This is a genomic window from Kitasatospora sp. NPDC023385 (genome assembly GCF_055664045.1).
Window position 1 is genome coordinate 19,733 of record NZ_JBVOOL010000048.1, and the last position, 7,375, is coordinate 27,107.

A 7,375-nucleotide genomic window follows, 5' to 3' on the forward strand; every position below is an offset into this window, starting at 1 on the left:
GTCAGGACCGGTGGGCGGGGACGGCGACCAGGACCGCGCCGGTGTCCTGGACGCGCACCTCGAAGTGGTCGATGTCGCCCGGCTGGAGGGCCGCGCCGCCGGTGGTGCGCAGGACGCCGCTGCCGCCTCCGTAGCCGCTCGCCGGGACGGACCAGGTGGTGACCGTCTGCCGCTCCCCGCTGTGCGCCACGGCGACCAGACTGCAGGTCAACGGGCCCTGGACGCCGCCGAGTTGCAGGCTGATCCGGCTGCCCCAGGTGGTGCCGTCCAGGCCGACGGCGGCATGCGCGCCGGTGGTCGGGTCGGTCGCGCTGAACTGCTCGGCCACGGCGACCACGGCGGGGGTGCTGTCGGCGGTGATCACGGCGGCCGTGATGGCGGGGCCCGCCGCCACGGCCGCGGTCGCGGCCAGGGCCAGCACCAGCCGGCGCACCCGGCCGCGCCGCCGGGCGGTCCCGACCTCGGCGACCAGCCGGTCCAGGAGCTGGGGGTCGGGGCGGGGGGCCGGGCCGGCCGGGTCCAGGCCGGCGACCGCCGCGGCGGTCGCGTACTCCGCCAACAGCGGCTCCAGGAAGCCGAGTTCGGCCACCTGCTCGGCGCACTGCGGGCAGTCGGCCAGGTGCTGCTCGAAGGCGGCGCGCTCGGCGGGCTCCAGCAGGCCGAGGACGTACGCGCCGGCGTCGACGTGCTCCGGGCCGTCGGGAGCGGGCTCCGGACTGCCGAAGGCGGGGTCCGGGCCGCCGGGGGCGCGCTCCTGGCCGTCGGGGATGTGCTCCGGGCCGCCGGGCGCGGAGTCGGGGCGCTTGGTCACGATGTCACTCCCCGTTCCTCCAACGCGAGCCTGAGCGAGCGCAGTGCGTAGAACACCCGCGACCGTACGGTCCCGGGCGGGATGCCGAGGTCGGCGGCCGCCTCGGTGGCCGTGCGGCCCTTCAGGTAGGTCTCGACGATGATCTCGCGGTGCGCCGGCGAGAGGTCGCCGAGCGCGTCCGCGACGGTCATCATCCGCAGTGCCCGGTCGAGCTCGTCGTCGGCGGGCAGCAGTTCCAGGGCCGAGGCGTCCACCTCGCGCGGCCTGGCCTGGGCGCTGCGGTGGCCGTCGATCACGATCCGCCGCGCGACCGTGACCAGCCAGGGCCGCAGCGAGTCCACCTGCGGGTCGAGGCGGTGGATGTTGCGCCACGCGCGGACCAGGGTCTCCTGGACCACGTCCTCGGCGCGCTGCCGGTCACCGGCCACCAGGTGGAGCACGAAGCCGAGGAGCGGACCGGCGTGCTCGCGGTAGAGGGCGCGCATCAACTCCTCGTCCGCCGCCTCCGTCCCGTGGCCGGCGTCGCCGCCGACGGGGTGCTCATCGGTCACCACTTCATCGTTGCGCACCCGGGCCTCCCGGTCGAGGGCGGTCGCCATCGGTCAGTAGCCGGGGGTGCCGGGCTTGGGGCTGGGGGTCGCGGGGCTCGGGGCGGGCGTCCCGGTGCCCGCCTTGGCGCCGCTCGGGGTCGCCGCGAACCAGGTGCCGCCCACGCCTTGGCCGTTGGTGTCGCCGGGCTTGCCGTCCGACGAGTAGCGGTAGACCGGCCAGCCGTCGAGGGTGACCTGCTTGGTGCCGTCGGAGCGGGTGACGGTGCCGACCAGCTTGCTGTCGATGCCCTTGACGGTGACGTTTCCGTTGGCGTGCTCGGGCGGCCAGACCGTGGCGCAGCTGCCGTTGCAGGAGGACTCCGACGGGTTGGTGTGGTCCTGGTCGAAGCGGTAGAGGGTGAAGCCGGCGCTGTCGGTGACGATCGTGCCCAGCTTGGGGTCGCGGGCGGTCTGCAGGGTGGCGCTCGCCGGGGCGCTCTGGCCGCCGGACGTGCTCGGGGCGCCCGACGTGCCGCCCCCGGACGACCCGCAGCCGACGATCAGGGCGGCCGCCGCGATGCCGGAGGCGGCCAGCACGGCGACCCGGCCGGTGCGGAGTTTGCTGTGCATGGGGTGGCTCCCGCAGTCGGAACGGAGTGGTCACCCTCCTGTACGCGCGGTACCGGCCGGGTGCTCAATGCCGGGCGCCGCGCTTTCCGGATCCGCTTCCGAATCCGCACGGAATACGCCACCGAGCAGCGCCGTTGTCGCGGGCACATGGTCTGTACCGCAGTCTCCGGAAGGGAAGGAATCGCGAGATGAGCAGCACGGTCGAGCTGACCAAGGAGAACTTCGACGACATCGTCCCGGGCCCGGACGGCAAGGACTTCGTCTTCATCGACTTCTGGGCCGGGTGGTGCGGGCCGTGCCGGCAGTTCGCCCCCGTCTACGAGAAGGCGGCCGAGCGTCACACGGACCTGGTCTTCGCCAAGGTGGACACCGAAGCGCAGCAGGACCTGGCCGCCGCGTTCGGCGTCCAGTCGATCCCGACGCTGGCGATCATCCGTGAGGGCGTGCTCGTCTTCTCGCAGGCCGGCGCACTGCCGGAGGCGGTGTTCGAGGACCTGATCAGCCAGGCCCGCAACCTGGACATGGCCGAGGTGAAGCGCAAGGTCGCCGAGGAGCAGGCGGCCGACGGCCAGGCCTGAGCCCGGACCGGCCGACGGGGCCCCGGGGAGCGGCGCCTCCCCGGGCCCGAAGGAGTGATCCGCCATGAGCACGTTCGTACTGGTCCCCGGCCTCTGGCTCGGCGCCTGGGCCTGGGACGAGGTGGCCGCGCCGCTGCGCGCCGCCGGGCACCGGGTGTACCCCGTGACCTTGCCCGGGCTGGCCGAACGGGCGGGCGAGAGCGGTGAGTTCGGCCTGGAGGAGCACATCGCCGACCTGTCCGACCTGCTGGTCCGCGAGGACCTGTGGGAGGTCGTGCCGGTCGCCCACAGCGGCGCCTGCGCCCCGGTGGGCGGGCTCGCGGACCGGATGCCGGAACGGATCCGCCGGGTGGTCTACCTGGACAGCGGCCCGCTGGCCGACGGCTCCGCGCTCTACGACCTCTGGCAGCCCGACTACCAGCAGATGGCCGAGACCTCGCTCGTCGACGGCCGGCTCCCGATGCCGCCCTGGGAGTACCTGGCCGCGCACGGCGCCAGCACGGAGGGCCTGGACGAGGCCGCCCTGGCACGGATCCGCTCCCTCGCCGCCCCGCACCCCGCCGGGGCTTACCGGGACGCGCTGCGGCTGACCGGCGACGGGGCCGCTCTGCCGCACGCGCTGGTGTCCTGCTCCTTCCCGCTCGCCCAGGTCCGCGAGCTGATCGCGGCCGGCCACCCGTACTTCGCCGCGATGGCGGGGCCGAACTGGGAGCTGCGCGAACTGCCCACCGGGCACTGGCCGATGTTCTCCCGCCCGGCCGACACGGCGGCGGTGCTCGCGGAGCTCGCCACGGTCTGAGGCCGCCCCGGTTGTGCTCTGCGCGCCCCGGCCATGTCCCCCGCGTGTCCTGCGCGTGTCCGTCCGTCGCGCCGGCGGGCCCGGCCCGGCAGGATAGGGCCCACGCCGCACTCGAGCGGCCGCTGCTCGACATCTGCGAATGCGCACCCGCCACACCCGCCACACCGGCCCCGCAGGCCGGGGTGGCCACCGACCCCACGGAGGACCGGGCATGACCAGCACCGCCGAAGAGTACGACGTCATCGTCCTGGGGGCCGGCCCCACCGGCGAGAACGTGGCGGACCGGACGGTCGCCGCCGGCCTGCGCACGGCGATCGTGGAGGCCGAACTGGTCGGCGGCGAGTGCTCGTACTGGGCCTGCATGCCGAGCAAGGCGCTGCTGCGCCCGGTCGCCGCGCTGGCCGACGCCCGCGCGGTGGCCGGCTCCCGGGAGGCGGTCGGCGACGCGCGGCTGGACCCGGCCGCGGTGCTGGCCCGGCGGGACTCCTTCACCTCGCACTGGAACGACGACGGCCAGGTGCGGTGGCTGCGGGACACCGGCATCGCGCTGGTCCGCGGCCACGGCCGGCTGGCCGGCGAGCGGATGGTGACGGTGGAGGCCGAGGACGGCAGCGAGCGGGTGCTGACCGCCCGGCACGCCGTCGTGGTGTGCACCGGCAGCCGTCCGGTGCTGCCCCCGCACGTGCCCGGGCTCGCCGAGGCCCACCCGTGGACCAACCGGGAGGCGACCGGCGCGCGGACCGTCCCCGGGCGCCTCGCGGTGGTCGGCGGCGGGGTGGTCGGCGTGGAGATGGCCGCCGCCTGGCGGGCACTCGGCTCCGAGGTCGTCCTGCTGGTGCGCGGCGACGGGCTGCTGCCCAGGATGGAGCCCTTCGCGGGCGAGCTGGTCGCCGAGGGCCTGCGGGACGCCGGGGTGGACCTCCGGTTCGGCACCGAGGTCACCGCGGTGCGACGGACGGACGGCTCCGGGCCGGTCACCCTGACGCTGGCCACCCGCGACAAGCCGGACGGTGGCGAGGAGCTGACCGCCGACGAGGTGCTGTACGCGACCGGCCGGGCCCCGCGCACCGCCGACATCGGGCTGGAACAGGTCGGACTGAAGCCGGGCGCCTGGCTGGACGTGGACGACAGCTGCACGGTGCTCGGCGTGGACGGTGCGAGCGGTGCTAGCGGTGCTAGCGGTGTGACCAGTGCGAGCGGCGAGTGGCTGTACGCCGCCGGGGACGTCAACCACCGGGCGCTGCTCACCCACCAGGGCAAGTACCAGGCCCGGATCACGGGCGCCGTGATCGCCGCCCGCGCCCAGGGGAGCCCGCTGGACACCTCGCGCTGGGGCGCGCACGCCGCGTCCGCCGACCTCGCGGGCGCGCCCCAGGTCGTCTTCACGCAACCGGAGGTCGCCGCCGTCGGCCTCACCCTGGCCGCCGCCGAGGAGGCCGGGCTGCGGGTCAAGGCCGTCGACCACGACCTCGGCGCCGTCGCCGGGGCCTCCCTGTACGGCGACGACTACCGCGGCCGGGCCCGGGTGGTCTTCGACCTGGACCGCCAAGTGCTGGTCGGCGCCTGCCTCGTCGGCCCCGCGGTGGCCGAACTGCTGCACTCGGCGACCGTCGCCGTGGTCGGCGAGGTGCCGATCGACCGGCTCTGGCATGCGGTGCCCGCCTACCCGACGATCAGCGAGGTGTGGCTGCGGCTGCTGGAAGGCTGCCGGGGATAACCCTCCGGACGGACGGCCCGCCGGGTGAACGGACGGCCTCCCGAGTGAACGGCGCGGCGAGATGTGACCACCGGTGGACGGCGGGACACTGGCAGTCGGGGGCCGTCCCGGGGGGCCGCACGAAACCCAGGTGGTGTGAGGCATGACCGAGGTGCTGTTGGCCGTCGGAACCGAGAAGGGCCTCTTTCTCGGCCGCAGCCGCGACCGGCTGACATGGCAGTTCAGCGGGCCGCACTTCCCGATGAACGCGATCTACTCCCTCTCGATCGACCGCCGGGGCGGCCGGACCAGATTGCTGGCCGGCGCCGACAGCAGCCACTGGGGGCCCTCCGTCTGGCGCTCCGACGACCTCGGCGCGAGCTGGTACGAGCCGCCGCAGCCGGCCATCCGCTTCCCCGAGTCCACCGGCGCCTCGCTCACCAGGGTCTGGCAGCTGCAGCCCGCCGGACCGGAAGCCCCTGACGTCGTCTACGCGGGCACCGAACCGGCCGCGCTGTTCCGCTCCACCGACGGCGGCGAGACCTTCACCCTGGTCGAGTCGCTCTGGGACCACCCCCAGCGGCCGCAGTGGGGCGCCGGCTACGGCGGCCAGGGCCTGCACACCGTCCTCACCGACCCGCGCGACCCGCAGCGGCTGCTGGTCGCCGTCTCCAGCGGCGGCGTCTACCGCAGCAAGGACGGCGGCGACAGCTGGGAGCCCTCCAACACCGGGCTGCGCGCCGAGTTCTTCCCGCCGGAGAGCCAGTACCCCGAGTTCGGCCAGTGCGTGCACAAGATCGCCCCGGACCCGGTCCACCCGGACCGGCTCTACCTGCAGAACCACGGCGGCGTCTACCGCAGCGACGACTGGGGCGGCAGCTGGCGCTCGATCGTCGACGGACTGCCCGCCGAGTTCGGCTTCGCCGTCGCCGCCCACCCGCACCGCGGCGACACCGCCTACCTCTTCCCGCTCGGCGGCGCCGACGACCGCGTCCCGCCCGGCCGCCGCTGCCGGGTCTTCCGCACCACCGACGGCGGCACCAGCTGGCAGCAGCTCGCCGACGGCCTGCCCGGCGAGGACCACTACGGCATCGTGCTGCGCGACGCCCTGCGGACCGACGACGCCGACCCGGCCGGGATCTACTTCGGCAACCGGACCGGCGACGTGTACGGCAGCCACGACGAGGGCGAGAACTGGTCCCTGCTGGTCTCCCACCTGCCGGACGTACTCTGCGTCCGGGCAGCGGTGGTGGCCTGACGGACAGTCGCCTCGAAAGCCTGAAAGCCTGAAAGTCCGAAAGCCTGGAAGGCAGTCGCGCTGAAAACCGGTTGCAGGACCGCCGGGCCTCGATGACCATGGGCCGCCGACGAACGATCGCGTGACTCTCGTGAACGGGGTGGGCCATGGCCGAGGACCGGGTGGTCAGGTACGACGGCGAGGGCACTCCGGTGCTGCGCTACCAGCTGGGCGAACGGGAGGGCCGGCCCTGGGCCGAACTGCTGGAGGTGCTGGACGAGTCGGCGGACGCCCCCGGGTTCATCCGGACCGAGCTGGCCGGGTGGATGGTCACCGGCAGTCCCGAACTCGGGCGGCGGCTGGCGGCGGACGGCGCGACGGTGCTGCGGCACGCCCACACCTTCCGGCGGGACCTGCGCGCCGATCCCCCGCCCGCCGACTGGGCCGGGGCGCCGCTGCGCGAGGGCCTGCGGGCGGTGCCGTGCGACCGCACGCCGTCGGAGCTGTTCGAGGCCTGGCGGGCCGCCTTCGCCCCCGGGCACGTCGACCACTTCGCGGGCGACGACGCCCGGGCGCTCACCGAGCGGCTCGGGCTCCTGCTCGCCGGGAAGGCCATCGGGCCCGTCCTGCCGTCCAGCGTGCTCGCCGTGGACTCCGAGGACCGCGTGGTCGCCGGGGCGATCATGACCGACCGGGGCGGTCGTCCGTGGATCGCCGACGTCTTCCGCCACCCCCGGTACGGCTACCCCGGCCTCGGCGCCGACCTGCTGCGCCGGGCGGTCGCGGACACCGCCGCACGCGGCCTCGCCGACGTCCACCTGGTGGTCACCGAGGGCAACCCGGCCCGCCGCCTCTATGAATCCCTGGGCTTCCTGCTGACGGAGACCTCGGTGACGGTGATCGTGCCCGACGCCGCCTAGTACTCCAGCAGGACTTCGGTGTTTTGCCTGGTCAGAGGCTGCGTGGTGCAGTGTAGTGGGCTGATTGTCCGTCAGGGGAGGTCTTCAGGAGACCGCCCCTCGATCGTGTGCAACCGCCGTTGGTAGTGGCAGTGGCGGGGCAGCCTCTCGTCGTGATCAACGAGCCTGCATTCG

8 protein-coding genes are annotated in these 7,375 nt (G+C 74.6%); 5 read left to right on the forward strand and 3 right to left on the reverse strand.

Annotated features, from left to right (window positions below):
* Nucleotide 1 precedes the first annotated feature (1 nt).
* Genes AC0B61_RS35765 through AC0B61_RS35775 form a run of 3 tightly spaced genes read right to left on the reverse strand, consistent with a single transcriptional unit; the run spans nucleotide 2 to nucleotide 1,971 of the window.
* Nucleotides 2-811, reverse strand: coding sequence for a zf-HC2 domain-containing protein (locus AC0B61_RS35765; RefSeq protein WP_471746507.1), 810 nt, complete (start codon nucleotides 809-811; stop codon nucleotides 2-4).
* On the reverse strand, nucleotides 808-1,410 hold the full coding sequence (locus AC0B61_RS35770) for a sigma-70 family RNA polymerase sigma factor (RefSeq protein ID WP_471746508.1): 603 nt from the start codon (nucleotides 1,408-1,410) through the stop codon (nucleotides 808-810). The genes AC0B61_RS35765 and AC0B61_RS35770 overlap by 4 nt, the downstream gene beginning before the upstream one ends.
* Nucleotides 1,411-1,413: 3 nt before the next feature.
* Nucleotides 1,414-1,971 carry a hypothetical protein gene (locus AC0B61_RS35775; RefSeq protein ID WP_471746510.1) on the reverse strand — a complete coding sequence of 186 codons (558 nt, stop codon included), beginning with the start codon at nucleotides 1,969-1,971 and terminating at the stop codon, nucleotides 1,414-1,416.
* Between the two features lie 188 nt (nucleotides 1,972-2,159).
* On the opposite strand from AC0B61_RS35775, the gene AC0B61_RS35780 reads away from it, so the two are divergent.
* From AC0B61_RS35780 to AC0B61_RS35800, 5 genes are all read left to right on the forward strand, one after another.
* Nucleotides 2,160-2,549: a thioredoxin family protein gene (locus AC0B61_RS35780; RefSeq protein ID WP_471746512.1), complete on the forward strand. Its 390-nt coding sequence runs from the start codon at nucleotides 2,160-2,162 to the stop codon at nucleotides 2,547-2,549.
* 64 nt (nucleotides 2,550-2,613) lie between these two features.
* Nucleotides 2,614-3,348 (forward strand): alpha/beta fold hydrolase, encoded by a 735-nt coding sequence (locus AC0B61_RS35785; protein WP_471746513.1) that lies wholly within the window; start codon nucleotides 2,614-2,616, stop codon nucleotides 3,346-3,348.
* A 211-nt stretch (nucleotides 3,349-3,559) separates the two neighbouring features.
* On the forward strand, nucleotides 3,560-5,065 hold the full coding sequence (locus tag AC0B61_RS35790; RefSeq protein ID WP_471746515.1) for a dihydrolipoyl dehydrogenase family protein: 1,506 nt from the start codon (nucleotides 3,560-3,562) through the stop codon (nucleotides 5,063-5,065).
* 142 nt (nucleotides 5,066-5,207) lie between these two features.
* Nucleotides 5,208-6,302, forward strand: a complete 1,095-nt coding sequence (locus AC0B61_RS35795; protein WP_471746517.1) for a WD40/YVTN/BNR-like repeat-containing protein — start codon at nucleotides 5,208-5,210, stop codon at nucleotides 6,300-6,302.
* A gap of 146 nt (nucleotides 6,303-6,448) precedes the next feature.
* A complete protein-coding gene (locus AC0B61_RS35800; protein ID WP_471746519.1) occupies nucleotides 6,449-7,201 on the forward strand; it encodes a GNAT family N-acetyltransferase in 753 nt (250 codons plus the stop codon).
* Nucleotides 7,202-7,375: the final 174 nt, after the last annotated feature.

Excerpts from the sequence above, each read along its gene's own strand:
- AC0B61_RS35775 (WP_471746510.1), bottom strand. The coding sequence starts at position 1,971 with ATGCACAGCAAACTCCGCACCGGCCGGGTCGCCGTGCTGGCCGCCTCC.
- AC0B61_RS35770 (WP_471746508.1), bottom strand. The coding sequence starts at position 1,410 with ATGGCGACCGCCCTCGACCGGGAGGCCCGGGTGCGCAACGATGAAGTG.
- AC0B61_RS35780 (WP_471746512.1), top strand. The coding sequence starts at position 2,160 with ATGAGCAGCACGGTCGAGCTGACCAAGGAGAACTTCGACGACATCGTC.
- AC0B61_RS35790 (WP_471746515.1), top strand. The coding sequence starts at position 3,560 with ATGACCAGCACCGCCGAAGAGTACGACGTCATCGTCCTGGGGGCCGGC.
- AC0B61_RS35785 (WP_471746513.1), top strand. The coding sequence starts at position 2,614 with ATGAGCACGTTCGTACTGGTCCCCGGCCTCTGGCTCGGCGCCTGGGCC.
- AC0B61_RS35795 (WP_471746517.1), top strand. The coding sequence starts at position 5,208 with ATGACCGAGGTGCTGTTGGCCGTCGGAACCGAGAAGGGCCTCTTTCTC.
- AC0B61_RS35800 (WP_471746519.1), top strand. The coding sequence starts at position 6,449 with ATGGCCGAGGACCGGGTGGTCAGGTACGACGGCGAGGGCACTCCGGTG.